This is a genomic window from Cephaloticoccus capnophilus (assembly GCF_001580045.1).
In the GTDB taxonomy this organism is placed as follows: domain Bacteria; phylum Verrucomicrobiota; class Verrucomicrobiia; order Opitutales; family Opitutaceae; genus Cephaloticoccus; species Cephaloticoccus capnophilus.
This window is the reverse complement of sequence record NZ_LSZP01000042.1, coordinates 1-26936: the sequence shown is the minus strand read 5'-3', so window position 1 is coordinate 26936 and position 26936 is coordinate 1. Positions and strand designations below refer to the sequence as shown.

The following is a 26936-nucleotide window of genomic DNA, read 5'->3' as shown; positions in this document are numbered from 1 at the left end:
TTTATGAAAAAGAAAATCACTGTCGTTACTCCCATGTTTAATGAGGAGGACAATGTAACCGAGCTTTGTGATCGGGTTGCGGCAGTTATGAAAAATCTGCCCTATGACTACGAGCATATTTGTATAGACAATTGCTCAACCGACAAAACCGTTTCTGTTTTGAGAAAGCGAGCAGCGGGGGATAAGAGTTTAAAAATCATAGTGAACGTGCGGAATTTTGGGCACATTCGCTCGCCTTATCATGCTATGCTCCAAGCCACTGGAGATGCGGTTGTTTTAATTGCGGCCGACCTCCAAGATCCACCTGAGATGATTGAGGATTTTGTGAAAAAGTGGGAGGAGGGTTTTAAGACGGTTATGGCGACTAAACCTGAAAGCGAAGAGTCGCCGGTGATGTATTTTATCCGCTGCGTTTATTATAAAATAATCGGCAAAATTTCGGAAGTGCCCTTGATTCCTAATGCGACAGGCTGTGGTCTCTTCGATAAAGAGGTGATCGCCATATTGAAAGGATTGAGTGACCCCTATCCTTACTTCAGAGGGCTCGTTTGCGAGGTTAGCCACCCGATCGCAACTGTTCCCTTTAAGCAGCCTCGTCGCACCAGGGGAGTGACGAGTCATAACTTCTATACTTTGTATGACTTCGCGATGTTAGGGATAACGAAGCATTCTAAGATCCCCTTGCGATTGATGATATTTTTCGGATTTGCGCTGGCTTGTCTCAGTTTTCTCGCGGCACTGGGTTACCTTCTGGCTAAACTCTTTTTTTGGCATGCATTTGCACTTGGGGTTGCACCGATTGTTATCGGTTTCTTTTTCTTTACCTCCGTTCAGATGGTTTTTTTAGGAATTCTTGGCGAGTATATTGGATCAATTCAAACCCATGTGAGAAACTTGCCGCACGTAGTTGAGGCCGAACGCATCAATTTTTAAATGTGCCCTTCCAAATAGCTAAATGGATTTTTCCTAAAATCATGTAACTCGATGGGAAACTCATCCAGTGGGGCTTTAGCATCGACTTGGAGCGAGTTAGCGCAGTCTGGCTGTGGCCTCGGATGAGAACTGGTCGTTATGAGCTGCACTGCGAGCACTCAGTGAGGATTGATTTCCTCGATTAGGAAGATGGCGACTGGTGGGGATCGCCGATTAATTTGCGATGGATTGTGCCCTTATTTCGGGCGCACTAACGGACGGCGAACGGAAAAGACTGAGAGACCAAAATTAGGTGTAGGAGTCTCCCTGGGTTTTGCCATTGTGCGATTCCAGCCTAATGACACACAGCTAGGATTTTCCGCCTCCCCTAGGCTAACTTAGACTCCGCGATTTCTCGTTCGCCGCCTTTTGTCGGTGAAGTGCTCCACCTCCACCCCCCTAAAATACTGTAGCTATGCCCTCCAAAACCGGGAAAACGTTAGATTTTGCTGCCCTGCCTGATAAGCGATGGCCGGGGCGCTTGATCGTCGGCGGTAAGACGCTTGATGACTTTGTTGCCATCGCAGAAGAGCCGTCCTCGGATGCCTCGTGGACGGTGCGGGTGTTCCAGTCCGTTTTAGTGCAACGCTGCAAATCCGCGCCCAGTGGCGAACGATTGGTGCGGTTACGGAGTGGATCCCCACGCTCATCAATAACAGCGCAAAATCCTCGGAGCGGGTAACCGAAGTGCGCTCGCTCGCGACAGCATGGCCGACACGAGGTCCAGTGGATTTTTACGGAAACAACGGCTCGCATGAAAGTATTCATGACTTTGAAGACCGTATCGAACTCGATATTGATGAAATTGAGCTGATACCGCACGGAGGACGCTCGTCAGATGGAATTTTTCCCTTCTTCGCCCTGACCGACCAGCATGACGCCTTTGCCATCGGTATTGGCTGGAGCGGGCGCTGGTGTGCCAAGCTGCGGCATGCAGCCGGGGCTTTGCAGGTTGAAGTCGGGTTGCCACAGGTCGGATTCGTACTTCGTCCGCAGGAATCGGTGAGGTTGCCTTCGGTTCTGCTGGCGCGGGCACCTGGTGCGAGCGCCGACCAGGCCCGCCGCGTGGTGCGCTCGCATCTGACTCACCATGTCAGGCCGAAGGCGCCCGACGGGAAAAGCCCTCTTTTTACCTCACATGGAACGATGTATCGGTTTCACGTCACCCGCATTGCCAATGAACAAGGCGAGATTGAGGCACTGGAGCGCGCGGCGGCAATGGGCATTGAAGCCTACTGGGTTGATGCCTGCTGGTATGGGAACTTGCCTGATTGGGCCAAGGAGGTTGGCAACTGGTACGCACGGCGCAGCGATTTCCCGCGTGGGCTGCGCCCGATCAGTGATCGTGCACATGAACTGGGCATGAAGTTCATCTTCTGGATGGAGCCGGAACGGGTGCGACCGGACACCGAATGGGCGCGCACCTATCCGGACCTCCTCCTTCACTATCCTAATGATGATAAACGGCACCCTTGGTACAGGGGGGACATGCTTCTGAACCTTGGCGACCCGCGTGCGGTGGATCTGGCTTTCGAGACGGTTTCCTCTCTAATCACCGAATTCAATACGGATATCTATCGCCAGGACTTCAGCGGGTATCCGCTCGATGCCTGGTACGCAGCGGATGCCCCTGACCGGGTGGGGATCACGGAAATCCGGCATATCGAAGGGCTTTACGCGCTGTGGGATCGAATACGTGCCGCTCATCCTGGCATTCTGATCGACAATTGCGCAGGCGGCGGGCGCAGGATTGATCTGGAAACTTTGCGCCGTGCGACGGTGCTTACGCGCAGTGATATCGTGGACGTGGACGACGAGGGCGGCAAAGCGGGCGATAAAGTGAATATAGTCAACCAGATCCAATGCTGGGGGCTTGGGCAATGGCTCGCAGACCATGCCGGGCTGAACAATGCCTTTGATGCCTACGCCACCCGCAGTGCACTGTGCACGGGGTTCATGGCCTACCGCGATCTGCCGGAAAACGAGCAAGATCCCGAATATGCCGATCTTATTGCGACGTTGGCCGAGCTCAAGCGTCTGCGGCCTTTCATGGATGAGGAACGCATTGGCCTGATCGCGCCGGATTTGGACAAAGAAGCCTTGGCGGCGTTCCAGCACCATCGTCATTCCGACGCAAGCGGGATTATCGTGGCCTTGCGCGGGCCGGAGGCGAATGCAGATTCCGTCACCCTGCACCCGGAGTATATTGATGTCGGGGGCACGTATCAGGTGACAAAATGGAATGACTACCGTCAGTTGCCCGCAACCCGGATCTCCGGCGCGGCACTTAAAGAACTGGCTATGACCATCGCCCAGAGACGCAGCAGCGTGCTGGTTGAATATCATCGGGTTTCCGGATAGTAGGTAGAGTGTCGCAAGTCGCCCCCTGCAGTATATACTGTAGGCGGAGACAGAAAGCGTTCTGCTTGGAAGAAATATTTTAGGGAGATTGTGAAAAAGCTGGCGGGGGCCTGCCGCTCCGCGAGCGCGCTTACCTTTACGTTTTTCTCCAAAAATCGCTTTCATCCCATTTAATACAATCTTCAAACATTTCGCTGCTCTCCTGTTGCAAATGATAGGTAATTACCTGTCGGGCTTTTTTATAGAACAGCGCCGCCGTATTGTGCTGAATATCCAGCATATTGGTTGCCGAACGGAAAAGGCTAAGAGACCAAGATTAGGTGTTGGCGGCCCCCTGGATTTTACTCTTGTGGGACTCCAATCTAATGACACACAGCTAGGCTTTTCCAGCTCCCCTAGGCTAACTTAGACTCCGCGATTTTTCATTCGCCGCCTTTTGGCGGTGAAGTGCTTCACCTCCAACCCCTAAAATACTGTAGCTATGTCCTCCAAAACCGAGAAAACGTTAGATTTCGCTGCCCTGCCTGATAAGCGATGGCCGGGGCGCTTGATCGTCGGCGGTAAGACGCTTGATGACTTTGTTGCCATCGCAGAAGAGCCGTCCCAGGAGGCAGGGTGGACGGTGCGGGTGTTCCAGTCCACTACAGCCCCGGAACTGCAAATCCGTGCGCAGTGGCGAACGATTGGTGCGGTTACGGAGTGGATCCCCACGCTCATCAATAACAGCGCAAAACCCTCGGAGCGGGTGACCGGGGTGCGCTCGCTCGCGGCATCATGGCCGACGCGTGGCCCGGTGGATTTTTACGGAAACAAAGGCTCGGAAGCACGTCTTGATGACTTTCTCGACCGTACAGAGCTCGATATTGACACCATTACACTGATGCCGAATGGCGGGCGCTCATCAGACGGGATTTTCCCCTTCTTCGCGCTGACAGACAGGCATGACTCCTTGGCTATCGGTATTGGCTGGAGCGGGCGCTGGGATGCCACGCTGCGTCATGCTTCCGGAACCCTTGAGATTGAAATCGGGTTGCCGCAGGTCGGGTTCGTGCTGCGACCCGGGGAGTCGGTGAGGCTGCCTTCGATCCTGTTGGCGCAGGCACCCGAGGCGACCGCCGACCAAGCTCGTCGTCTAGTACGTGCGCACTTGATGAAGCACGTCGTGCCAAGGGGGCCGGATGGGAATATCTTCAATTTAATCTCACACGGAACGATGCATCAGTACCATGTGACCCGGGTTGTCAGCGAACAGATTGAGATCGAAGCGATGGAGCGTGCTGCCGCACTGGGTTTTGAAGCGCATTGGGTGGATGCCTGTTGGTATGGGAACACGACCGACTGGGATAATGAGGTGGGCAATTGGAATATCCGGCGCAGCGATTTCCCGCGTGGGCTGCGCCCGATCAGTGACCGTGCGCATGAGCTCGGGATGAAGTTCATCATCTGGATGGATCCGGAGCGGGCTAGACCGAACACCGAATGGCCGCGTACCCACCCTGAGTTGTTCCTCAGCTATCCCGACCCAAACAGCCCTGATCCGTATACGCGAAGAGGCATCCTTCTGAACCTCGGCGATCCGCGCGCGGTCGATCTGGCCTTTGAGAAGATCTCCTCTCTAATCACCGAGTTTAACGCGGACATTTATCGCCAGGACTTCAACATGGCTCCGCTTGAAGCTTGGTACGCTGCTGATGCTCCTGATCGGGTAGGGATAACGGAGATTCGACATGTCGAAGGGCTTTACGCACTATGGGACCGGATACGGGCTGCGCACCCCGGCATAATGATCGACAATTGCGCCTCGGGTGGACGCAGGATTGACTTGGAAACCCTGCGCCGCGCGGTGATGCTCACGCGTAGTGATGCAGTTGACGTGGGCGAAGAAGGGGCCTCCGAGATGGATATCGTCAACCAGATCCAATGCTGGGGGCTTGGACACTGGCTTGTGGTCCATTCGGGACTGAACGCCACCTTTGATGCCTATGCCATCCGCGGCGCTCTCTGTGCGGGATTCATGGCCTACCGCGTGCTGCCAGAAAACGATCAAGATCCCGAGTATGCCGATGCTATCGCGGCAGTTTCCGAAATGAAGCGCCTTCGGTCTTTCGTGGCCGAAGAGCGGATCGGCCTGATCGCGCCGGACTTGGAGAAGGAGGCTTGGACGGCCTACCAGCATCATCGCCATTCTGATTCGAGCGGAATCATCGTCGCGTTGCGGGGACCGGGGGCGGACACGGATTCCGTCACCCTGCACCCGGAGCATATTGATGCCAACGCCACCTATCAGGTGATTCGGTGGGACGACTACCGTCAGTCGCCCGCAACCCAGCTCTCCGGAGCGGCACTCAAGGAGATGGTCGTGACCATTGCCCAAACACGCAGCAGCGTGCTGGTCGAGTACCAGCGCGTTGACGGATAGCAGGTAGAATGTCGCAAGTCGCCCCCTGCTAATGAGGCCAGGAAAACCTCTTTTAGAGGAAAACGGTCAACTTGGAGGGGGCGTCTTTTGCGGCCACAGGTAGAGCTGTATGTCAGAGCGCTATGGCTTTGTTCTCACACGGCTATTCTTGCGGGTTGGCCCAGAGGTAGCTTTCGCGGTGCAGGAGTTCTCGAGCTTGCGAATCAAGGAGTCGGAGTCGCCACGACACGGGGTGGGTGTCTTCGGCAGCTTTGCCGTCGAAGCCTAGCCAATCGCTGCCGGTGAGTCCGAGCAGGTAGACGTGGCTGCCGGTGGGGATGGTCGCGGGAAACGTGTAGGTCACGGCGTGCGGCGAGTCGGGCCGGATGACTTGGAGCTCAAAGTGGGCGTCGGTCAGGGGGGAGGCCGAGTTTTTGATGCGAGTCAGGAAATAGAAGCCGGCGCGCTCGCTCGTTTGGCTGCGGAGGATTGTCTGAGCGCTGCGGGCTTCGCTGCCGCCGAAATATTCGCTGATGCGCAAAAAGGAATCGGCACTGCGCCAGCTCGGCCAAATCCGGACTAGGCTTACCGTGCTTTCCGTCGCTGGCGCGGAGAGAGCGAGGAGGAGCGAGGCGAGGAGCGTGGTGATGCGGCGCATGGTGGTGTGCAGGGCGGACGGGCGAGGCTTTGGCTAGTCCGAGCTAGTCGGCAAACTGGAGTAATTGGAAGCGGCGAAAGCCGAGTGGCGCGGGTGTCCAGTTTCTAATGCTGGGGTGGACGAGGCGGGTTTCTGCGCCGAAGTAGAGCGGAGCGATGGGGGCTTCCTCGAGGAGGAGGGTTTCGGCTTCGCGAAGGAGCGTGAAGCGTGCGGTGGGGTTGCTCGTGTGTGCAGCGCGGGTGAGGAGCGTGTCGTAGTCGCGGCTGGCCCAGCCGGTCCAGTTGTAGGGACTGTCGCTAAGGAACAGCTCGAGAAAGCTGAGCGGGTCGGGGTAGTCGGCGGTCCACGCAGAGAGGCAGAGTTGGTAGTCGCCTGTCTGTTGGCGTTGAACCCAGGTTTTTTGTTCGAGCTGGGTAATGGAAACCTCGATACCGAGTTGGGTTTTCCACATGGCTTGCAGGGCTTCGGCAACACGCGGCATGAGTGCATCGTTGCGGACGATGAGTTCGAGCTTGGGAGGTAGGCTACCACTCCTATTTTCATGAGCCGCTACTTCGGACTGGATAGTGGCGGGGCGGTAATCGTCGATTGGCGGGACGAGCGAGGTGGCGGGGGAGCGACTGGCTTGGAGGACGCTGCGTGCGAGAAGGTCGCGGTCGATTGAGCGCGAGAGCGCGCGGCGTGTGGAGGCATCAGCAAGCGCGGGGTGGGCTGCAGCGTTGATGCGCAGGAAGTAGCTTTGCAGGATTGGGTCGATGTGGAGTTCGGAGGAGGCGTTTTTTTGCCAAGTGGCGACTTTCGTGACGGGGAGAGTAAAGGTCGCGTGGAGTTGGCCGGCGCGGTAGGCGCGCTCTTCGTCGTCAGCGTTTTCGATTGGTAGGAAGACGATGCGCTCGATTTGTGTTTGGGAGGCGTCGCGGTGTTGCGGGTTTTTTTCTAAAACGATGCGGGCGTTGGGCTCCCAAGCGGCGAGGGTGTAGGGGCCGTTGCTGACGAGTTCGCCGGGCCGCGTCCACGGGCGGCCTCGCTGCGTGAGTGCGCCAAACTTTTCTAAATTACCCGAGTGGAGCGGAAACCAAGCGGGGAGCGAGAGGAGTGCGGGGAGGTAGGGGGCGGGGTGTTCGAGCGTGAGGATCAGGGTGAGCGCATCGGGGGCACTCGCGCCGATTTCGTCGGGGTTATCGAGTTCGCCTGCGTTATAGGCGGCTGCATTTTTGAGGACGAAGAGATACCACGCGTTATAGGCGGCGAGGGCCGGAGTGAGGGCGCGTTGCCACGAGCGGACGAAGTCGGCGGCAGTGAGTGAGTCGCCGTTTGACCAGTGCAGGCCGGGCCGGAGCTGAAAAGTCCAAGTGAGCCCATCGGGAGAGACTTCCCACGACTCGGCCGCAGCGGGCAGGGGGCTCATGCTCGCCTCGTCGAGCACGGTGAGTCCCTCAAAAAGGCTGTTGATGATTACTTGCCCTGTGAGTGTTGAGGCGAGGTGCGGGTCAAGGTCGCTGGGCTCGGCAGCATTGCCGAGCAGGAGCGTGCCGGAGCGAGTGGCGATCTCGACTGCGGTCTCGCGTGGTTTACAGCCGACGAGGCCCAATAGGGCGAGCAGTGAGGCCCACGCACGGAACCGCTTAGCGCTTCGAGCGCAGTCCGACATGGGTTGCGGGCGGGGTGGGGTATTGGGGATGAGCGGTACGCACAGCGACTCGCGCCACTCTTAAGCGGCCGAATTGCTGTCGTCTTTGGGTGTGGCGGTTGGTTTTTGCTCGGACTTCGGGGCTGGAGGCGTCTCGTCGTCTTGGGTGGCTTTTTTGAATTCTTTGATGGATTGGCCTAAGCCCTTCGCGAGCGAGGGGAGTTTCGTCGCGCCAAAGAGGAGGATGAGTACGCCGAAGATGAGGAGGAGTTCGGGGACGCCGATTCCGAAGACTGCGAGGGGCGCGAAGGGCGGCGTTGTGGCGGCAGTGACGAGGGTTTCCATGAGGGGAGGGAGTCTGTGGCTTGGGCGTTTTTAGTAAAGAAAGCTTAAGGCCTGTGCGTTTTTTAGGCGTCAGTGCGCGGCTGTGCGTTCGACTCGATGAGTGCGCCGTGCGCTGTGTGAACGCGGTGAATTTTTCGGCGCGCCCAAGCGGGTTACTGCAATCAGCGGCGTGAGAAGGGCGAGATGGTCTTGAGGCCGGTTCCAAGGCTGACGCCGGAGGATTTGGCTTCGGCGGCGGCTTTCATGAGGTTTTGGGCGTTGTCGACTTGCTCGGCGTTGAAGAAGCCGTGGAGCTGGCGAATGCGGGTGGGGTGGCGCATTTTGCGCAGTGCCTTGGCTTCGATTTGGCGGATGCGTTCGCGGGTGACTTTGAATTGTTTGCCGACTTCTTCGAGGGTGCGGCTGTAGCCATCGGCGAGGCCGAAGCGTAGGGAGAGGACGCGGCGTTCGCGTTCGGTGAGCGAGTCGAGGACGTCGACGATCTTTTCGCGCAGGAGCGAGAAGGCGGTCATGTCGTAGGGGTTTTCGGCGGACTTGTCTTCGATGAAGTCGCCGAAGCTGGTGTCGTCGCCATCGCCTACGGGGGATTGGAGCGAGATGGGTTGGCGCGCCATCTTCATGATTTGCTGCACGCGGTCGACGGGCAGGTTCATCTCGTCGGCGACTTCCTCGGGGGTGGGCTCTTGGCCGAATTCTTGGAGGAGTTGTTTTTGCACCTGCATGACCTTGTTAAGGGTCTCGATCATGTGGACCGGGATGCGGATGGTGCGGGCTTGGTCGGCGATGGAGCGGGTGATGGCTTGGCGAATCCACCAAGTGGCGTAGGTGGAGAATTTGTAGCCGCGTCGGTATTCGAATTTCTCCACCGCTTTCATGAGGCCCATGTTGCCTTCTTGGATGAGGTCGAGGAAGGAGAGGCCGCGGTTGGTGTATTTTTTGGCAATGGAGATGACGAGGCGCAGGTTGGCCTCGACCATTTCTGTCTTGGCTTGGTGGGCTTCGCGGACGTGGACGCGGGTTTGCGCGATGACTTTGAGGAGTTCTTCGGGCTCGATGCGCTGGGCGGCGGCGATTTCTTTTAGCTGGGCTTTAATGGCCTTGGTGTCGATCGCGGCGTCTTTCTTGGTCTTGGGTTTTTTGGCGCGTTCGAGTTGGGCGAGGAGCAGCTCAATGGTTTCGAGAGTGGGGCTGAGTTGCTCTAAATACTCTTCGTAGACTTTGAGCTTGAAGAAGAATTTGCCGAAACAGGGGCGGAGCAGGGCTTCGCGTTTGTGGAGTTTGGTGAGGATGCGTTTGCGGTCGGCATCAGTGCGCGCTTTTAGGTACTCGTCCCACGCGGCAGCGACGCCCTTTTCGGCTTTCTCGGTGGCCTCGACGAGTTTGGGGAGGTTTTTGAAGTAGGCTTCGCGGCTTTCGATTTTTTTATCGATGACGATGCGATCGAAGCGTTCTTCGCGGTTGATGAGGCGTTGGCCGAGGTTGGCGATGTGTGCGCCGATGACGGTGGCTTGGAAGAGGGCTTCTTGGGCTTTGAGTTCGGCGGTCTCGATGCGTTTGGAGATTTCGACTTCTTGTTCGCGGGTGAGCAGGGGGACTTGGCCCATCTGCTTCAGGTACATGCGCACGGGGTCGTCGAGGATGTCGTTTTGGGAGGAGCGGCTTTCCTCCTCCTCGGCCTCTTCCATGCGTTGTTTGTATTCCTCGACTTGGTCGGGCTCGAGGATCTCGATTTCGAGGTTCTGGAGAATCGAGAGGATGTTATCGATCTCTTCCTGATTTTCGACCGACTCGGGGAGTGCCTCGTTGATGTCGTCGAAGGTGAGATAGCCTTGCTCTTTGGAGAGGCGGATGAGCTGGCGGATTTTCTCGTTGATGCCGGTGGCGGCGAGGTCGGCGGAGTTGGCTACTGCGCCGGTGCTGGCGGCGGCTTCGGCGGTCTCGATAGCGGACTCGACGGCGTCGGCGTGGGTGTTCGCAGCAGCGGCTTTGGCAGACTTGGAGGACTTGGTCTTACGAGGCATGTGTGTTTGGGAAAAAGGGAAGTCAGGCGGCAGCGGTTGAGAGGAGGAGCGGCCTTAGGAGCTGGCGTTTGATTTCTAACTGTTCTTGCAAGAGAGCCCCTAGATTTGGGGGGGCGGGACTGTCCGCATCGTGTCGAGCTAAATCAAGAGCGATTTGGTGGAGGCGTGGCTCTAGGGCGCGAGCGCGGAGGAGGCGCAGGGCTTCGCTGGCGATTTTGTGCGGGTCTTCAAAGGCGGGCGGGTCGAAGAGGAGCGTAGTGACGAGTGCTCGCTCGGCGTCGGTTTCGAGGAGCGGGTCTAGGTGGTCGCGACCGGGCCAGTTGGCTTGCTCAAACTCGGCAAGGAAGCGGTTAAGGAGTGCCCCGGCGGTGTGGCGGGTGTCGATCCAGTCGTGGGGGAGAGTTTGAGCGAGGGCGGGGCCGATTTGCTCAAAGTGCAGGCAGACGAGTAGCAAGTGTTCTTCGGGCGGAGTCTTCGGCTCTTTTTCTTGGCGGCGAGTCGTGGGCTCGCCGTCGAGTGCTGGTCGCGTGTCGGCGGACAAGGGGTTGGGGGCGCGCTCACCTAGTGCAGCTCGCGCCGCTGTGCCGCGTCCGCGCCGGAGTTTAAGCCGGTGAAAGTCGCGCTGCATGGCGTGCGGTGCGATGCGGAGGTGGGCGGCGGCTTCGGCTACGAATTCACTTTGGGCGACTTGGGACTCTGCGTTGGCGATTATCTCCATGAGCGCGTGCGCCGCGCGGGATTTTTCTTCGGCGGTCGCGTGGGTCGGCACTGGGAGGAGGGCGCGTGCGGCGTAGTGCATGGCCGAGAGCGAGCCTTGGTGGAGTGCGTCGTAAGCGGCGAGTCCTTGGGCGAGGAAGAGCGAGTCGGGGTCGTCGAGTGGGGGAGGCGTGTTGGCGGTCGCGGCGCTGTTGTCGCCGATGTTGCCAGAATCGGGGGCGACGAGGAAGCGGGCTTCGAGTCCGGCGCGGAGCGCGAGTGGCAGGAAGCGAAGCGCGGCCTTTTGCCCGGCACTGTCGCCGTCGAAGAAGCACTCGATTTGCGCGTGGTAGCGACGCAGGAGTCGGAGTTGCGTGTCGGTGATGGCGGTGCCTTGCGGGGCGACGGCGGTTTTTAGCCCGATGCTCCAGCAGCGAATAGCGTCGAGTTGTCCTTCGACGAGGACGAAGGGGCGGCCTTCGCCGACAGCGCTGCGGGCGCGGTCGAGATTAAAGAGGAGGTTGCCCTTGGTGAAGATGGGGGTTTCGGGGGAGTTGGTGTATTTGGCGTCGCGCGCGGGGTCGTCGCTCGGGGTGAGCGCGGTCTGGCGCGCGGTGAAGGCGACGACGCGGCCTTGGTGGTCGCGGATGGGAATCATGAGTCGTCCGCGAAACCGTGGGCGCAGCGTGGCGGGCGAAATCGGTGTGCCGTCTCTTATAAAGAAAAGGCCGCAGTGGCGGAGGGCGTCTTCGCTGAAGCGTTTTTTGAGGAGGAGTGCGGCGAGTGTGTCGGCCCCGTCTGCGCCTGCCGCGCCGATTCTAAACTCTTCGGCAATCGCGAGGTCGAAGTGTCGTGAGTCGCTCCAGTAGTGGCGCATGAAGTCGCCGAGCGGGCTACTCACACGAAAGGCTTGGTGGTAGTGATCGGCGGCGAGTTCGTGGAGCTCAAAGAGTTCGCTGCGCAGCGAGCGTTCTTCGCGGCTGGGGCCGCCGCTGCCTTCTTCGTATTCGATTTCGATGCCGAAACGTTGGCCAATCGTCTCGACCGCTTCGCTAAAGCCGAGCTGCTCGGTCTCGCGGACAAAGCTGATGATGTCGCCCGCTTGGCCGCAGCCGAAGCACTTATAAAAGCCCTTATCCGTATCGACGTGGAAGGAGGGCGTCTTCTCATTGTGGAAGGGGCATAGGCCCTTCATCCGGCGGCCGCCTGTGCCGCGCAGTGTCACCACGCGGGAGACGACGTCGGCGATTGGGACGCGCAACTTGAGGTCGCGCACGCAGCTTGGCTTGATGACGGGCATTGAGCGGGAGAGTGGGCGGCTGCGGCGAATCGGAAAGGCAGGAGAGCGGAGCTGAGTTCGGCGCGGTCTTAGGAGAATGCACTTTCAAGGGCGACTTTGGGCTGTCAAGGGTTGCGCCCTTCCGCTCAAACGAGGAAACATCTCGCCCGCTTTGCCGCTCTTCTTCTTGCCCATGCGTTTACTGCTTTTTGCCACGTTTTTACTTAGTTCCGCTTGTGGGCTCTGTGGGCTTTGGGCGCAAGAAGTTCCCGATACTCGCACAGCCGAGCAGGCCGCGGATGCAAGCGCAGCGCAAACACAGGCTGTGCCTGCCGCCGGGCCCGCGCCGATTTGGGAGGTCGCGCTTGGCGACTTTAGTCAAGCGAGCTATGACCGCGCAGTGGAGCGGGTGATTCACGACTTCGAGGGACAGAGCGGCTGGGCACTCGTCCCGGGCGAGAAGAAGAAAGTGGGCCTAAAAATCTACGCCGACTCGGGCCCGGGCATGGCGACGCCTGTCCCGCTCGTGCGCGCAGTAATCGCTGCGCTTGAGCGGCGCGGTTTTGCAAAGGAGGATATTTTTTTAGTAGGGCTAAACCAACTACGGCTGCGGATGACGGGCTACTTGCCCTCGCTGGCGACCGGTCAGTCGGCCTTTCCCGGGCACAAGGTTTACGTGCTGGAGTCGGGCCGTTTCTACGATCCGGTGTGGTTTTACGATAGCCCGCTGCCGCAGCGTTTTGACCCGATTTTCGCCGAATCGCAGACGCGGGGAGTGAGTGCCGACACCTCGCCTGACGAAGACCGCAAGAGCTTTCTCGCTACGCCGCTGTTTCTCGATGCGGATTTTTGGATAAACCTGCCTGTCTACACTGACCACGCGACGCTCGGCGTAAACGGCGCACTGGTAAATGCGACGCTCTGGAATGCCTCGAACACGGCGCGCTTCTTTCGGAGCCCGGCCAATGCGCCCGCGGCCGTTGCCGAGATGAGTGCCATACCCGAGTTGCGCGAGACTTGGGCATTCACGCTTGTAAGCCTCCAGCACTACCAATTCATCGGTGGGCCTTTCTTTAACTCGCTTTACAGCGTATCGGAGCCGCGCTTGTGGCTCTCGCGCGATCCCGTGATGCTCGACTCGCTGATGCTGGAGCGGATTAATCAGTGGCGGAAGCTCTCGGGCTTTGCGCCGGTTTCGGAGGAGATTCGCACACTCGAGTTTGCCGAAATGCTCGGCGTGGGCTCGACCGAAACGGCGTCGGCGACTATCATTAAGCTCTCAGAATAAACCGCTTGTCAGTGGCGGTTGCGCGGGCGATTTTGTCGGCACGATGACCCCGTATCTGCCGTTTTTCATCCAAGCCGCCTTGGCAGCGGCAATCGCTGCGCTGCTCATCGCGGCGACTCACCTGCTCGGTCAGCGCGCTGCGAAGAACAAGATTAAGGACTCGGCCTACGAATGCGGTGTCCCCTCCGAGGGCGCGCCGCACTCGCGCTTTTCGGTAAAATTTTACGTCACCGTGATGCTCTTTATCCTCTTCGATATCGAGGTCGTGTTTCTCATCCCGCTGTGCTTCGTCTACCGCGAGTTTTTGGCGAACCACATCACGATTTTCGCACCCATGATGTTTTTCATCGGCGTGCTCGTCCTCGGGCTCTTTTACGAGCTAAAGAAGGGCGCGCTAGAGTGGGAGAAGTGAGCGCGTCGTTAGCTGTGCGCACCAGAGCCAGAACGGGCTAAACGGATTCCCCTGTACGAGGATAACGAACTATTATGCGGCTGGAAAAAATCATCGCGCGCAGCCGCATCATCGACCTGCACAGCTCGACCTTGCGCGGCGCGCTTGAGGAGCTGTTGAGCGTTTGCGCAGAGAAGTTTGACGATCTAAAGCCCGAGTCGCTCTTGCGCGGCCTACTCGCGCGCGAGAGCACGATGACCACCTATCTCGGCCACGGTGTGTCGCTGCCTCACGTCCGCGTAAAAATGAAGCGCCGCTACATCCTCGCAATCGGCCGCAGCCGCACCGGTATCCGCCACGAGGGGACAAACGACGAGGAGCGTGTGAACCTCATCTTCATGCTGCTGGCGGGCGACCGCGCGCCCAACTACCTGCAAGTTCTCGCCTCGATCGCGCGCCAAGTGCGTGAGCCCGAACTCGTGCAAAACCTCGCGAACGCACCCGACCTCGACACGCTCTACGAGCGGCTTGTGGGTGGGTTCGATGGCATTCGCCCGGTCCAAGCACAGCAAAACCGGACCAACCGGCTCCTTTTTCGCGAGGCGCAGCGTGTCGCCAGCGGCGCGGCATGCAGCGCAATTATGGTTTTTGGCGATACCTTTATTGGCGGGATTCCGGCGGGCATCTTGCGCTCGAAAATCAAGACGATCCTCGTGTCGCGAAACGCGGTGGAGCAGCCCGCGAGCGAGGATAAAGAAGACTTTAATGTCACCCTCCAGGTTCGCGCCTTCTCCAACCAGCGCATGTCGCAGCTGCGCAGCGCGATCCTGATGGCCCTGACTCACGGTGCGCTCAACTTCACTGACCGCATCTGCTGCATAGGCGGCGTGGCGGGGAGCAACCAGTTTGACACGCTGAGCGTGGTCGAAATCGAGCGCGAGTTTCAGACGCTGCTCACGGGGCGCAACGACCTGCTGCCGGTCGATGTAAAACCCGAGGTATTGGAGCGTGTAATCGCCGTCGCGACCGAACTCGCGATTGAAGGCCGCGAGGGCAAGCCGGTTGGCTCGCTCTTCGTCGTGGGCGATATCAATAAAGTCGAAAAACTCTCCAAACCCCTCGTCCTCAATCCCTTCTACGGCTATAAGGAAGAAGATCGCAACATCCTGAACCCCTTTATGGATGAGACGGTGAAGGAGTTTTCCTCAATTGACGGAGCCTTCTTGATTGGTGGCGATGGCGTGCTCGAGTCCGCAGGCAGCCTCATTCAAGCGGTCGATCCCGAGCACTCATTGCCGGGTGGCTTGGGGAGTCGGCACGCGGCGGCGGCGGCGATTAGCCTAAAAGCGCAGTGCATCGCCATCGTCGTTTCTAGCTCCGGTCAAGTGACGCTCTTCCGGCGTGGCGTGATGCTCCCGCTTATGGATCGGCGGAGTCAGTGACGGCCTTCGACCGACTTATATGGGCTCGCAAAGCTACCGGAAACTTTACGGTTGCCGTGCCCGAGCCGTGGGCTTTGCTGTCCCGTCTCCCAAACCCTTTCAAATACATGCAAGACCAGATCATCCTCGAATGCACGGAAGCCCGCAAAGAAGGTAAACCCGTGTCCCGCTACCTCTCTACGCGCAACAAAAAGACCGTGACCGAGCGCATCGAGAAAAAGAAATACAACCCGCACCTCAAGCGGCACACTCTCCACAAAGAGATTAAGTAAGCGGGCGCGCGGCTAATTCCTACTCCCTCCCAGCCAGACCTGTTAACGGTCTGGCTTTTTTGCGCCCTAAACCGGCAATGTCCTTGATGGATAGGCAGGCAAAGGCTCTACCCACAGCCGTAATTCTCCCTAGGTGCTCCTTTTGTGGGCTAGGTAAATGATTTTCCTAGAACTGAAAGGATACTCTATTGGGCGGGAGGTCAATTAGCACGCTTTGTTGGGATTTTCCCAGCGAGTAATATAATGACTATCTTGGCGCATGTTTTAGCTGCGATGTCTTTTTATTCCGCTGCTTGCTATATCAGAGCAAAACTATCGCAGTTTTTTAGCAAGTCGGGTTGGTATTTATCAGCGGAGGTTTCATGCTCACGCCGTATGCAGTGACTATGCAAAAGTAGTCATTAAACGCACTTAATGCGACCGTCTGCGCGGCTTCTTTACTTCTGACTGTGCAGCGACTTGTGCGCGAGCCGAGTCACGCTAGAAGCACTCTGCTTCCACGCGACGTCATCCTTTTCGGCGGGTGGCGCGCCAGCTTTCGCGGTGTTTGCGAATCCAGTCGAGCAGCGCGTGCTCGAAGCCGATGTCGTAGCCGAGGCGTTCAGATTCGAGCCATTTGTGTTTTAAGATTTCTTCGCGCTCGGCGAGAAACTCTTGGTAGAGGCTGGATTTTTTAACAAAATCGCGAGAGGGGGCATCGGTCGTTTTGCTGGGTGTCGTGGTGGAGGTGGTGCGTGTCATTCCAAACAGGTCAGGTCGGGTCGCGATTCCGAGTGGCGGACTGGGGGCTGTCAACGCTCCGAAATGTCCTGCGTGCGTCACAACAAAGCCGCTAATAAGATCGCTGCTCCTGTTTTGGGCGCGGATTTATGCTCGAAGAGGGTGGGGCCCTGCGGATAGTTTTTGCAGGAATTACCTCCGGAAGCTGTAGGCTGGGTGAACCGCCATACGGGCGAAATCACAGCCGTGTGCTGGCTCCCGCGACGTGTTATAAACGGTCCCCTTTTATGACCGTTTTTTTAGCCCTTTGAGGAGGCCCTCGGCCATGTCGCGGAAGAGTTGTGCAGTTTCGCTCTGCGGTTCGCGAACGACGATGGGTTGGCCGAGGTCGCCGCCTTCACGGATTGCGGAGAGCAGCGGGACTTTTCCCAAGAGCACGGTGCCGAGTTGCTCGGCGGTCGCGGCTCCACCGCCGCTACCAAAGAGCGCGTGATGTTGGCCGGAGGAGTCGACGAAGTCGCTCATGTTTTCGGCGACACCGAGGAGCGGTACGTTGACCTTTTGAAACATGAGTCCGCCTTTGCGCGCAACTTGGGTGGCGGCGGCTTGGGGCGTGGTGACGAGGATCGCGCCGTCGAGTGGGATGGTTTGCACGAGTGAGAGTTGCGCGTCGCCGGTGCCGGGGGGCAGGTCGATGAGGAGGAGATCGAGCTCGCCCCACTTTACGTTTTGGATGAACTGCTGGACGGTCTTCATGATCATCGGCCCGCGCCAGATGACGGGCGTATTATCGTCTACTAGGAAGCCCATGCTCATGACCTTCACGCCGTGGTGTACCATCGGGATAATCATCGCGCCTGCGCCGTCGCCCTCGATTTCGGGGCGCCCGCTGAGGCCCATCATCAGCGGGACGCTGGGCCCGTAAATATCGCAATCCATCAAGCCAACTCGTGGGCTGCGTTGGCGGCCCCACAGGCGGCCTTGGCTCGCGGCGATGACTTGGGCGGCGGCACAGGCTAGGTTCACCGCGAAGGTGCTTTTGCCCACTCCGCCTTTGCCCGAGGCGATTGCGACCGCGTGCGCCATGCCTTCGGGGAGCGCGGCGCCGCCCGCGAGGTTGCCGCCGACTCCTGCGGTGCCGCTTGCGCCGCCCGTTACGGGGGGCTTTACCGAAGTGACGGCGAGGTCGACGATGACTTCGCGCACGCCGGGCAGGCCGCGAAGCTGCGCCTCGACCGCGGTCTTGATTTGCAAGGGCATTTGCGGGTCGCTGGTCGTGAGCGCGAGCGAGACTTTAGCCGTGCCGCTTTCCTCCAAAAAGGCTGCCGAGCGCACGAGTCCGAAGGAGACGATGTCGCGGCTAAAGCCGGGGTATTTTACTTGGGCGAGCTGGGCTTTGATGTCGTCAGAGGTCACGGCGGTAAAAATGCGTCGGGAATTAAGTTGTTATGGTTCTGTGCGCTGCAAATAGAAATGGGCTTCGCGTGCCTTTCTGGTTTGCCGTTGGGCAAAACCAAAGCGGCCGCCCTTCTTCTTCGTTTTTCTAAGTTTTTCGCCTCATGATTCTTTCACTCTCTCGCTTCCTCTTTTCGCTCGTTACGCTACTTGGCGTGCTGCCCTTGGTCGTGCAGGCGCAGCGTAACGTGGGCGATGTCGTCATCGCTTCGGACGTGCAGGTGGTGCCGGTGCGGGTGTCGTCGACGACTTCGGAACTGGGCGCGCTCGCGCAGCAGGCCTTTGGCGTGCATGGCCGCTATCGGGTGGTGGGCAGCGGCCATCGTTACGACATTCGTTTTGCGCAGGCGGGGGCCGCCCAGGTGCGCGTTGAGATCGCCAATGCTTCGGGCGGGCTCGTCCACTCGCAGACGCTCTCGGGTGACACGCTCCGGCACGCGCTCTTGCGCGCCGCCGATGTCGCCGTTGAGCGAACGAACGAAGTGGGGCTGCGCGGGTTCTTCGCTTCGAAGCTCACCTTTGTCGCCGAGCGCACGGGGCGTAAGGAGGTTTACATCTCCGACCTGTTTTTCGGCGAGCTGCGCCAGCTTACGCGTGACAACTCCCAGTCGCTCACCCCGCGCTGGTCGCCCGATGGCTCGCGCATCATTTACACGAGCTACTTTCGCTCCGGCTTTCCCGACATTTTCCAAATCGACCTGCGCAGCACGCAGCGCACGAGTTTCGTGAGCTTTAAAGGCACCAACAGCGGGGCGCGCTTCAGCCCCGATGGGCGGCAAGTCGCGATGGTCTTGAGCGGCGAGGGCAACGCCGAGATTTACGTGGGCAACGCCCAAGGCCGCCAAATTCGCCGTCTCACACGGACGGATGCCGTCGAGGCCTCGCCCTGCTTTTCGCCCGATGGCTCTCGGATCATCTACACCTCCGACTCGGCGGGCGGCCCGCAGCTTTACGTGATGTCGGTTGCCGGTGGTGCAGCGCGGCGCGTACCGACCAACATTAGCCGTTATTGCTCGGAGCCGGACTGGAGCCGAGCCGATGCCAATAAAATCGCCTTCACGATGCGGATTGGCAGTGGCTTCCAAATCGCCACCTACGATTTCTCAAAAAGCGGCGAGCCCGCCCGCCAAGTATCGAATGCGCCCTTCGATGCGATCGAGCCCTGCTGGCTGGCCGACGGGCGGCACCTGATTTACACGGCGCGCGACCGGCAAACCAGCCGTCTATGCATTCTCGACACCGAGACAGGCCGCTCAACGACCATCAGCCCTGCTGCGCTCGGTGCCGCGCTCCAAGCAAATGCCCTGCTGCGCTGAGGCTTAACAACTCGTCACTGCGCGAGTTTTGAGGGGGGCTCGGTGGCGCGGCGCGAGGTGGTGTCGCGGATGAGGCGGCGTAGGCTCGCTTCGGCGTCGGTGGCGCGTCGCGCAGAAGCACCGTGCGAAGCGGGGAGAGTGCCCCAGGTGGGGACCGCATCGCCCGAGGAGCTGGCTTGGGCGTTTTGCAGTTGGCCGAGGTCGCGGGCGGTGTCGTTTAGGTCGCGGATGTTGCGGAGGCGTTCGTCTTCTTCGTAGCGGGCGAGCGCGTAGGCTTGGGCCGCGCTGCCGATGAGGGGGAGGCGAAAGCGGTTGAGGGCTTGGCCAGTCTCGGAGAGGTAGCGGTTCGCGGCGAGAGCGGCTAGGCCGCTGGGGCTGTGAATGTCGCGCTCGCGGAGGATGGGGGATTTCTTTTCGCGAACGACGTAGTCGGGGAGTCGGAGGATTTGGTTCTTCGGCCTATCGGTATCGCGCATGTCAGCGAGTTCCCCATCTGGAGCGTCTTGATCGTCGGGCTTCGGCTTTGGCTCGGGGGGCGGGGTGTACTGGGGCATGCGGGCGGCGAGTTGCGCGGCGACGTTTTCGGAGACGGCCCGAGGTGGGATGGGGCGCTTGGCCGCGGCGGCGGGAAACGCGTCGAAGGAGTCGAGGGCTCCATTATTTTGCGCGGAGCCTGTTGGCTCCGAGTGAAGAACTCCGCCCCTGAGGTCGGAGCTTCTCCTCCACAAGCTAGGGGAGCCTTCGGCTCCATATGACGATGACCCCGCTTGACCTCGCCGTTCACGGCGAGGTGCGCGCTTTGGTGCGTGGTCAGACTGGGGCTCTGAGTCGGGCTGTGTCGCGTTTTCCGATGCTTCGGAGCGATTTGCCCGCACGAGCTCTTCGCCCTTTTTATTCTGCGCGGGGTTCGCCGACTGCGCGTCGGCCTGTGTGGTGAGCCCGAAAGCGAGGAGCGCGAGGAGGAGAAGCAGGGAGAGGCGTTTGGGGGTGTTCATGGCTCGCATTTTTTTTGGGGGTGACACGGGGGTCGGTGCGCTCGGGTGTTTTGCTCGCTTGCGCTCGTTAGCGGTTAGTCACGGATTTGTCCGGTGCCGGTGCCGATCCATTTGTAGGTGCACAGTTCGCGCAGGCCCATCGGGCCGCGGGCGTGAAGGCGGTCGGTGGAGATGCCGATTTCGGCTCCTAGGCCAAACTCGTAGCCGTCGCTAAAGCGGGTGCTGGCGTTCCAGAGGACGGCGGCACTATCGACGGCGGCGAGGAATTTTTCTGCGGCGGCTTTGTCAGCAGTGACGATTGTCTCGGTGTGGCCGGAGCTGTCGCGGTTGATGGTGGCAATGGCGTCTTCGAGCGAATCGACGATGCGGATGGCGAGGGTTTGCGCGAGGAATTCGGTGCGGTAGTCGGCTTCGGTCGCGGCGGTGTGGGGGATGTTGGCTGAGGCAAGGATGGCCGCACTCGCCGGATCGCATCGCAGCTCTACGTTGGCTGCTTTGATGAGGGCTTGCGCCGCGCGGGGGAGGAAGGTTTCGGCGATTGCGCGGTGGACGAGGAGTTGCTCGGCGGCGTTGCAAACGCCGGGGCGCGAGGTCTTGGCGTTGACGATTATCTGCTCGGCCATGTCCAGGTTTGCGGCTTGGTCGATGGTGACGAAGCAGATGCCGTTGTAGTGTTTGATGACGGGGATGGTGCTGTTTTCGCTGACGAAGCGGATGAGGCTTTCGCCGCCGCGTGGGATGATGCAGTGGACGAGGGCGTCGAGTCGGAGGAGGTGGGTGAGCGCGCTGCGGTCGGTGGTGGGGATGAGTTGGGCGGCGGCGGGCGGGAGTCCACTCGTGGCGAGTGCGCGGGTGATGAGCGCGGCGAATGCGGTGTTGGTATGAAAACACTCTTTGCCGCCGCGGAGGATGGCGGCGTTTCCACTTTTAAGACAGAGGATGGCGCAGTCGATTGTGACGTTGGGTCGGGCTTCGTAGACGATTGCTATGACGCCGATGGGCACGCGGACACGGCGCAGGTGCAGGCCGTTGGGGCGGGTAGTTTCGTCTAAAAGCTCACCAACGGGGTCGGGTAGCGCGGCGACTTCGCGGACGCTTTGCGCGAGTTTAGCGAGGCGGTCGGTGGTGAGGGTGAGGCGGTCGATTTGCGCGTGAGTGAGGCCGTTTTCGGTGGCCGCTGCGAGGTCGCGAGCGTTAGCCGCGAGGAGCGCGTCGCTGTGTGTTTCGAGCAGGCGGGCGAGTTCGTGGAGCGCGGCGTTTTTCGCGTCGGTGGGCACCGTCGCGAGCGCGAGCGAGGCGGCGCGGGCGTTTTGCGCTATTTCGAGGATTTGGGCTTCGAGGGGAGCGGGCATGGGCAGGACTATTACGCGCTGTGTTGTGTGAGCAACTCGGTAGCCTTGGCCCGAATTTCGGGCCAGCGGTCGGCGGGGATAGCGGCTCCGAGGCATTGCACGGTTTCGGCTCCGAGCAGCGAGCCGAGCGCGCCGGCGCTTGGGAGCGGTGCACCGCGCAGGTGGGCGTAGAGGAAGCCGCCTGCCCAAGCGTCGCCCGCTCCTGTGGTGTCGATGACTTGGGAGACGGGCGCGGGGGCGATCCGGTGGAGGCTGTCGCCTTGGGCAAGCCACGCGCCTTCGGCTCCGATTTTTACGGCGGCGATACCGCCGAAGCGGGCAAGGGCTTCGGCCTGTTTATCGGGCGTGCTCTCGCTGGCGGCGAGTGCAGAGCCTTCGTCGGGACTGCCCTTTTGGGTTTGCTCGGGATTGTCGGCAAAGAGCGCGCGGGCTTCGTCTTCGTTGGCAAAGACGATGTCGATGCCTGCTTCGAGTTGGCGGAAAATCCATTTGCGGGCGACGCTCACCACTTCAAAGGAGCCGAGGTCGAGGCTGAGGGTGCAGCCTGCGGCGCGGGCGGCGCTGAGGATGGCGTCGGCGAGCGCGGGGTTGAAGAGGAGGTACCCTTCGATGTGGGCGTGGCGCACTCCGGCGAAGTCGCTTGGGCTGATTTCCTCGGGGGCGAGCGTCATGGCGGCGCCGAGGTGGGTGCGCATGGTGCGCTGGCCGTCGGAGGTGACGAGCGAGAGGCAGCGGGCGTTGGGGAGCGCGGGGTGCTGCTTAAAGCGGGCGGTGTCGGCGCCGTGTTCGCGGAAGTTGGCGAGGTATTGGGCGGCGGTGTCGTCGGAGCCGACTTTGCCAAGGAAGGCGGTCGAGAGGCCGAGCCGCGCGGCGGCGAGTGTGGTGTTGGCCGCGGCTCCGCCGGGCACCGTGGCAAGCGATGGGAGTTTGGCGACGAGTTCGGCGATATCGGCGTCCTCGACGAGGACCATGCCGCCTTTTTCCCCAGAAACGTGCTCGCGGAGGAAGCTGTCGTCCACATGCGCGAGTAAATCCATGATGGGGCTGCCCACGCCAATGAGGTCGAGGCCCTCGACTTGTTTATCGGGCGCGTGCGCGTTGGCACGCGTCGGGTTGGGCGAGGAGGCTGCGGTGGTTGTGGCGTTTTGAGCGGTGGCGGTCGGCATGGGTTGAAAACTTAAAGGTGGGAGATAAAAAGGAGGAGAAATGGAGAGCGTGTGCGCGGGGCGCGGTCGCCGTTTAGTCTAGGACGTGGATACTGGTGGCGAGGATGGGCTCTTCATCTACCTCGATGAGGATCGAGTATTCGCCAGGCTCGGGGAAGGAGAGGTTGCGGATTTCGTTGATGAGGTTGATCCGCTGCAGAGGCGAGGGCGACTCGAAGCCGCGCTGGATGAGCGGCCGCATCGCGGTGGGGTCTTGGCCGAGCGAGATCTGGACTTGATGCTCGCCGACCGCGCAGTCGGTCAGCGTCATAAACCAGACCATGTGCGGGTGCGTGGCGGGGAAGTGCTTGGCCTGGATGTTGGAGAAGGCCCCGAGGATGGTGTGCTTGCCGGTGGAGGGGTCGATGTGGACGCCGTCGCAGGTGATCCAAGCGAGCAGTTGAGGTTTCGATTGCATAAAGGTGAAAGAGGGATGAAGCGGGGCCGGTAGCGAGCAAGAGCCAAAGGAGCCACCGCCCCACGCGTCGAGTGTGCACCCTGGGAGTGGGGCCATTCCATTTCCGCTCGACTTAAGCGGGCTCTCTCCAGCAGATGCGCTTATGAGTAAACAAGCGCAGCCACTGGAGGAGAAACTGGAGACTGTGAGGGGGCAAGTCGAGGCACTCGGCGAGCAGCTCGGCGCGATTTTTCAAAAACCGCAGCCCGCGCCAGAACCGGTGGGCTTGAGCCCCGCGATTTTTACCCAAGACGGCTGGAGCGAATGGGCGGGGCAAGCGGGCCATCCTGAGTGGCTACAAGTGCTGGCGACTTATCCGCATTGGCTCGTGCTCGGCTGTGCGGGTGTGCTCGGGATTGGGCTACTGTGGCTCGGCTTTCGGATGCTGAAATGGACGCTCACGCTCCTTATCCCCTTGGTCATCGTCGCCGTCGTGGTCTGGTGCATCTGGTTCTTCTGGCTGTCCGAGCGAGCTGCCTCCTAATCCAGCACTCGACTCGACAAGGCTCGCTCCGGCTCTCGGCCGGCAATTGCATGGGGTCTTAGGAAGCAAACAGGTTTGCTTCCTTCCACTGCGCGTGGGGCGGCGGTCAGTGACCGCTTCCATTTAATTTGGGATTTCTCATCGCGCTATCGCGCGAAAGCGAAATCCCAAATTTGAAAACACTCTCCCTGTCGCGTTGCGACAGGGAGTAGAGTGATAACCCGTTTGGGCGAGGTGGGGAAAATCATCAGTAAACTCCCGGCTCCAAGTTTGGGTTCCTTTTCACAGGGCCGCTTGGCTGCTGTGCGAATGCACGGCAACCAAGCGGCTCTGTGAATGGGTGCAGCGATGGACGGCGGGCCGCCAAGGCTAGCGCACTTGTCGCCAACGAGCCCGCCGCCAAATAAAGCAGCCTGCGGCGGCGAGCGTGCGCAGCACACGTGAGTGGCAAGCCGCGAGCCAGATGCCTCACGTTTGAAACGCGAACAGACCCTAAGCCCCTTAAATAAAATCCGGGCTAGTTCCTCTGCTCCACTACTGGCTACGCGACTGACCAAACCAAGCTTGGATCGCACCCAGTTCCAGTCTTGGTACGGGTGGCCGTATGTTTCGTACTCTACAGCGGAATAGACAAGTTGCGTTGCCTACGAGGCTGCCTCCGCCTTCTTTCAGATAAAGCCGACCCTCACTTACGGTGGAGCGCACCGTAAGTGAGGGCGCTTAACTCCCTTACTCAGAAATCATAGCGTAGAGTGAGCTTTGGGTTAAAGGGCGTGCTTGGATAGATAGTGCGATTAGTAGCCACCTTGATGTAGTCTTTATCTAGGAGGTTTTTGATGACGAGTTGTGCCTTCCAGTGCTTGTTGAAGCGGTAAGTCGCAGTGGCCTCGACCTCGATATAAGAGGGGATCCAAAATAGAGGCTGGTAGCGAGCGGGTTGGAAGCCTTGAGGCGGGGTTGTATACTGGCCTAAAGTATCGCTGGGGCGGTCACCGACGTAGTTGGCACCGAGCCCGAAGGATAGGCCGCGCAGTGAACCTGTTTCGGAGAAGCTGTAGCTGCCCCAGATTCCGGCCATTCTCTCGGCGATATGCGAGTAGCGCCTATTACCCTGGTCGCGACTTTTGAAGTCGGTGAAGCTGCCGATTAACGAGAAGTTTTTGGTGGGCGACCAAGCGAATTCAAACTCGAAGCCCTTAGAGGTGCGATTGCTAGTTATCGCAGGCTCTTTAGGCGCAGTCGGATCAATCCAGTTCGCAAGGCTCCCTTCCCAGAGTCCGTCTTGTTGGATATCGAAGTAGGCAAAGGTCGTGTAGAGCCGGCCATCGAAGAGCCGGAGACGGAGGCCGCCCTCGTGTTGACGACTGGGGCTCGTGTGGGTAGGAATAAGGTCCTTCGGATGGGCTATGCCCAAGATCTCTTGTTTGGAATAGCCGTAGTAGAGAGAGACCTCCGGGGTAAGTTTGTAAACGAAACCGCCAGAGGGCAGCGTTGCTTCGGCCCTATCATCGGTGCTGGTACCACTTAAATTGTCAGTCCCGCCGCTGAAGTAACGATTCTGAGACAAGCTACCACTGAGTACCAGCCGGTCATCAAAGAGGTTGAATACTTGGTAGAGGTAGACTTGGTTGCTGCGATTGCGCAACGAACTGTGGAATGCCCAATCGGGCTCGACTATGAAGGACACAGGGGTGTAGCTGCTGTCAGTCAAGTCGAAGAGGTTCGAGCCATTAACGGGTGTCGCGAACGCAATTTTATAGCCCCCGCCCGTGCTTCTATAATTAATCGCGAAGCCGGCGACAGTTTGCGACTTCCAGCCTTGGCCTAAGTGCTCGAATACGAAGTCACTTTGTAGGTTTGCGTGGTCGAGGTCAGTCATGTCTTTAACCCCGGCAAGGGTGAAGCGTACCTCGTCACTGCGGATGATCCCATCCCACTCCCACGCTCCAGTGATGGGGTTGACCTGGACTGGCTGGGGGTCGAGTAGGTCACCATTTACATCGCGGGGGCTGCTGGGATGTATTTCACTTGCGCGAGAAGACTGCTGAGCCCACTTACCGGCCAGTCGCATAGAGAGTTTGTCAGTAATTTGAGAAGTGAGAAGAAACTGTGCCCTTTGGCCACTCTCGTGGCGGTTATCGTCACGGTTTGACAGTGCGAAATCGCGCGGGAGCCCCTCCAGAATGTGGACGTTTCTACGGCCCACTGCATAGATGGACAGGGGGATGTTCGTCAGCGTTGCCGTCCCATTGTAAACTATAACTTGGGCAGTAAGCTCGGTGGTCGGGCTGATCCGATAGGTGAGCATCGGCATTACCGTAAGATTCTGGGAATACTTTTCCTTCAAATACTTATCGGCATCGGTGAAGGCCCCGACCACACGCAAGGCGAGCTTGTCGTCCTTTACTACATAGTTCGCATCGATTTCGGCGCGATTGGAGTCATAGCGGCCGACTTGATAGGAAACGGAACCACTATTTTTAAAGAGCGGGCGTTTAGTCACGTTGTTGACCAAGCCCCCCGGCAGTCCTTGAGGGGCAATAATAGCATTAGGGCCCTTTACGATCTCAATGCGCTCAATAATGATTGGATCTAGGTTGATGTAACTGGTTTGGCCAAAGCCATCGACGGTTACCATTTCCCAGTTTAGGAAGCCACGGATGTTCATGATGTCCATGGTGTCGGTGCTGCTAGCGTTCCCGATTCCCGCGACATATTTGACTGCATCCAGCAATTGGGCGGTGCCGATGTCACTGAGGAATTCGTTAGTGAGGACGGAGATGCTTTGTGTGGAGTCCATCAAGTCCATCCGAACCCGGCTGCCCGAAGTCGATTCGATCGCTTGGTAACGGCCCATGTCAGCACTCTCTTGGATTGCGAAGGGCGAGAGTCGGACGATATCGTCGTCGCTTTGGTCTGGGGATTGTTGGGCGTGGAGCGAGCCCAACAAGAAAGTAAACAGGCTCAATGCGAGAGGGAGTAATTTTGGGGGCTTCATTGGAGTATAGGTCTTGGGGTGCTTCTTGGGTGTACAGATATTGGGGTTGTTCATAGTACGGGGCTTGGGGTTGTTTATTGGAGCACCCGAAAGTGTAGGCGCAAAAAAGCCAGTCACGGATACAGGCCGTAACTGGCTGGAAAAAGTGATTCCCTAATAACGTAAGCTACTTTAAATAAATAGCTTGACGCAAATCTGGCA

Annotated in this window: 21 protein-coding genes; 9 read left to right on the top strand and 12 right to left on the bottom strand. The window is 59.2% G+C overall.

Annotation, left to right across the window (positions count from 1 at the left end; genetic code table 11):
- Positions 1 to 3 precede the first annotated feature (3 nt).
- The 3 genes from AXK12_RS04740 (at position 4) to AXK12_RS04730 (ending at position 5752) form a co-directional block, all read left to right on the top strand.
- Positions 4 to 933 carry a glycosyltransferase family 2 protein gene (locus AXK12_RS04740; protein WP_068711974.1) on the top strand — a complete coding sequence of 310 codons (930 nt, stop codon included), beginning with the start codon at positions 4 to 6 and terminating at the stop codon, positions 931 to 933.
- 588 nt (positions 934 to 1521) lie between these two features.
- Positions 1522 to 3333 (top strand): glycoside hydrolase family 36 protein, encoded by a 1812-nt coding sequence (locus AXK12_RS04735; RefSeq protein WP_156468875.1) that lies wholly within the window; start codon positions 1522 to 1524, stop codon positions 3331 to 3333.
- 481 nt (positions 3334 to 3814) lie between these two features.
- On the top strand, positions 3815 to 5752 hold the full coding sequence (locus tag AXK12_RS04730; RefSeq protein WP_068711970.1) for a glycoside hydrolase family 36 protein: 1938 nt from the start codon (positions 3815 to 3817) through the stop codon (positions 5750 to 5752).
- A 142-nt stretch (positions 5753 to 5894) separates the two neighbouring features.
- Here AXK12_RS04730 and AXK12_RS04725 read toward each other — a convergent pair whose 3' ends face one another.
- From AXK12_RS04725 to dnaG, 5 genes are all read right to left on the bottom strand, one after another.
- Complete coding sequence (locus AXK12_RS04725) at positions 5895 to 6389, bottom strand: hypothetical protein (protein ID WP_068711968.1); 495 nt, start codon at positions 6387 to 6389, stop codon at positions 5895 to 5897.
- Between the two features lie 43 nt (positions 6390 to 6432).
- Positions 6433 to 8040, bottom strand: coding sequence for a peptide ABC transporter substrate-binding protein (locus tag AXK12_RS04720; RefSeq protein ID WP_068711966.1), 1608 nt, complete (start codon positions 8038 to 8040; stop codon positions 6433 to 6435).
- 60 nt (positions 8041 to 8100) lie between these two features.
- Positions 8101 to 8364 (bottom strand): Sec-independent protein translocase subunit TatA/TatB, encoded by a 264-nt coding sequence (locus tag AXK12_RS04715; RefSeq protein ID WP_068711964.1) that lies wholly within the window; start codon positions 8362 to 8364, stop codon positions 8101 to 8103.
- Positions 8365 to 8525: 161 nt separating this feature from the next.
- A complete protein-coding gene (gene rpoD, locus AXK12_RS09520; protein WP_082782654.1) occupies positions 8526 to 10385 on the bottom strand; it encodes an RNA polymerase sigma factor RpoD in 1860 nt (619 codons plus the stop codon).
- Between the two features lie 22 nt (positions 10386 to 10407).
- Complete coding sequence (dnaG, locus tag AXK12_RS04705) at positions 10408 to 12381, bottom strand: DNA primase (protein WP_068711963.1); 1974 nt, start codon at positions 12379 to 12381, stop codon at positions 10408 to 10410.
- Between the two features lie 172 nt (positions 12382 to 12553).
- On the opposite strand from dnaG, the gene AXK12_RS04700 reads away from it, so the two are divergent.
- The 4 genes from AXK12_RS04700 (at position 12554) to rpmG (ending at position 15753) form a co-directional block, all read left to right on the top strand.
- The gene (locus tag AXK12_RS04700) at positions 12554 to 13648 is read left to right on the top strand and encodes a DUF362 domain-containing protein (protein ID WP_156468874.1); all 1095 of its coding nucleotides are present in this window, start codon (positions 12554 to 12556) and stop codon (positions 13646 to 13648) included.
- Positions 13649 to 13691: 43 nt separating this feature from the next.
- A complete protein-coding gene (locus AXK12_RS04695) occupies positions 13692 to 14060 on the top strand; it encodes an NADH-quinone oxidoreductase subunit A (RefSeq protein ID WP_068711962.1) in 369 nt (122 codons plus the stop codon).
- Positions 14061 to 14134: 74 nt separating this feature from the next.
- Complete coding sequence (locus AXK12_RS04690; RefSeq protein WP_068711961.1) at positions 14135 to 15481, top strand: PTS sugar transporter subunit IIA; 1347 nt, start codon at positions 14135 to 14137, stop codon at positions 15479 to 15481.
- A gap of 107 nt (positions 15482 to 15588) precedes the next feature.
- Positions 15589 to 15753, top strand: a complete 165-nt coding sequence (gene rpmG, locus AXK12_RS04685; RefSeq protein ID WP_068628719.1) for a 50S ribosomal protein L33 — start codon at positions 15589 to 15591, stop codon at positions 15751 to 15753.
- 507 nt (positions 15754 to 16260) lie between these two features.
- On the opposite strand, the gene AXK12_RS04680 is transcribed toward rpmG, so the two are convergent.
- Together AXK12_RS04680 and AXK12_RS04675 are read right to left on the bottom strand one after the other, a co-directional pair.
- Entirely contained in the window at positions 16261 to 16494 is a 234-nt protein-coding gene (locus AXK12_RS04680) for a hypothetical protein (protein WP_068711959.1), read from the bottom strand.
- Between the two features lie 264 nt (positions 16495 to 16758).
- Positions 16759 to 17889 carry an Mrp/NBP35 family ATP-binding protein gene (locus tag AXK12_RS04675; RefSeq protein ID WP_068711957.1) on the bottom strand — a complete coding sequence of 377 codons (1131 nt, stop codon included), beginning with the start codon at positions 17887 to 17889 and terminating at the stop codon, positions 16759 to 16761.
- Between the two features lie 143 nt (positions 17890 to 18032).
- Here AXK12_RS04675 and AXK12_RS04670 point away from each other — a divergent pair, with 143 nt between their 5' ends.
- The gene (locus tag AXK12_RS04670) at positions 18033 to 19244 is read left to right on the top strand and encodes a PD40 domain-containing protein (protein ID WP_068711954.1); all 1212 of its coding nucleotides are present in this window, start codon (positions 18033 to 18035) and stop codon (positions 19242 to 19244) included.
- Positions 19245 to 19258: 14 nt separating this feature from the next.
- On the opposite strand, the gene AXK12_RS04665 is transcribed toward AXK12_RS04670, so the two are convergent.
- From AXK12_RS04665 to AXK12_RS04650, 4 genes are all read right to left on the bottom strand, one after another.
- Positions 19259 to 20239, bottom strand: a complete 981-nt coding sequence (locus AXK12_RS04665) for a hypothetical protein (RefSeq protein WP_068711952.1) — start codon at positions 20237 to 20239, stop codon at positions 19259 to 19261.
- A 74-nt stretch (positions 20240 to 20313) separates the two neighbouring features.
- Complete coding sequence (locus AXK12_RS04660) at positions 20314 to 21591, bottom strand: glutamate-5-semialdehyde dehydrogenase (protein WP_068711950.1); 1278 nt, start codon at positions 21589 to 21591, stop codon at positions 20314 to 20316.
- A gap of 11 nt (positions 21592 to 21602) precedes the next feature.
- Positions 21603 to 22757: an adenosine kinase gene (locus tag AXK12_RS04655; protein ID WP_082782652.1), complete on the bottom strand. Its 1155-nt coding sequence runs from the start codon at positions 22755 to 22757 to the stop codon at positions 21603 to 21605.
- A gap of 73 nt (positions 22758 to 22830) precedes the next feature.
- Positions 22831 to 23214 (bottom strand): DUF6941 family protein, encoded by a 384-nt coding sequence (locus AXK12_RS04650; RefSeq protein WP_068711949.1) that lies wholly within the window; start codon positions 23212 to 23214, stop codon positions 22831 to 22833.
- A gap of 142 nt (positions 23215 to 23356) precedes the next feature.
- Between AXK12_RS04650 and AXK12_RS09385 the strand changes: the two genes are divergently transcribed.
- Positions 23357 to 23737, top strand: a complete 381-nt coding sequence (locus AXK12_RS09385) for a hypothetical protein (protein ID WP_068711948.1) — start codon at positions 23357 to 23359, stop codon at positions 23735 to 23737.
- Positions 23738 to 24470: 733 nt separating this feature from the next.
- On the opposite strand, the gene AXK12_RS04640 is transcribed toward AXK12_RS09385, so the two are convergent.
- Positions 24471 to 26735 carry a TonB-dependent siderophore receptor gene (locus AXK12_RS04640; protein WP_068711945.1) on the bottom strand — a complete coding sequence of 755 codons (2265 nt, stop codon included), beginning with the start codon at positions 26733 to 26735 and terminating at the stop codon, positions 24471 to 24473.
- Positions 26736 to 26936 lie beyond the last annotated feature (201 nt).